Here is a 1,003-nt window from a genome sequence, read left to right as displayed (position 1 = left end):
TCTTAAATCTGCTCGAATCACCTGATTCTGTTCCTCTTGAATCGTGGCAACAATTTCTGTCAAACGGTTTTCTGCATTTTGAGAAAGGGACTCTTGAAGTAAATCGTCCTTTGTTGTGATATCGATGTCCCGGAAATCCTCAAGCTTACCATCCTCAATTTGGTACTGACGCTTTAAGGACACGTTTCCTTCATAATGTTCTCCATGGGCTTCATAACTGACTTCTCCTATACGCCCCTCATAATAAACATTAGCGAGTGGAGAACGCCAATCCAAAATGATCGGAAGCTGGGTTTCCCGATCAAATAGTGACATTTTTCCAATATAGAAGACTTCACGTTCCGGTTTTTCTTTGCGATGAAAATCAATGCGGGCAAAATACGGTTTCTTTCGTAGATGAATGAGGCTTTCTAGTTGGTCTTTTGACATCTTCATAAAGTTCGCATGGGAAAGCATTTCTTGATAGCGTAAACTGCTATCTTTAAAATCAAGATGGGCTAAAGTATCTTCCTGACGTTTCTTCAAGGCTTCCTGTCCGGATTGCTGAGAGGCAATCAAACGATCCATGTAAGCTTTCGTAAATGATAAACGTTCCAACTCTTCTTGTAATCCAGGGTGGCTATTCGTCATGTGTCATTCTCCCTTCCAATGTCATTGGAATGACGTGTGAGCGCTGGCCCTTCATGTCGTTTTCTTCAAAGCAACGAAGAATAAGATACCACACAAAATATGTAAAGGCAAAAGATATCCTTACTCGAAAAGACAATCAGTATGTAATCGATAAGGAAGAAGCTTAGTCCTTAGGGCACCTTCTTCTTCTTTCCTCAATCGCTATTGTTCTTTAGTGATAGATTCACTCACAAATAAACAATTTATCAATTATGTTATTCAACAAACGTGCAGAATTCTGGAAGACTCGATTTCGAGATGTTTATGTAGTTTTAGGGTCGTTGGGGAAGGGCTCGTCTAGCTGTAACGCCCAGACACTCGCGTCATAAGCAGA

The 1,003-nt window shown here is 40.7% G+C and carries 1 pseudogene; it reads right to left on the bottom strand.

The features are described 5' to 3' along the window. Positions 1-630, bottom strand: a pseudogene (locus LD39_RS17985) (DNA helicase); the annotation flags it as partial. Between the last annotated feature and the right edge of the window lie 373 nt (positions 631-1,003).

This window comes from Halobacillus sp. BBL2006 (genome assembly GCF_000786645.1).
Classification (GTDB): domain Bacteria; phylum Bacillota; class Bacilli; order Bacillales; family Halobacillaceae; genus Halobacillus.
Note: the sequence above shows the minus strand (reverse complement) of the source record. Positions and strands in the feature narration are given on the sequence as shown.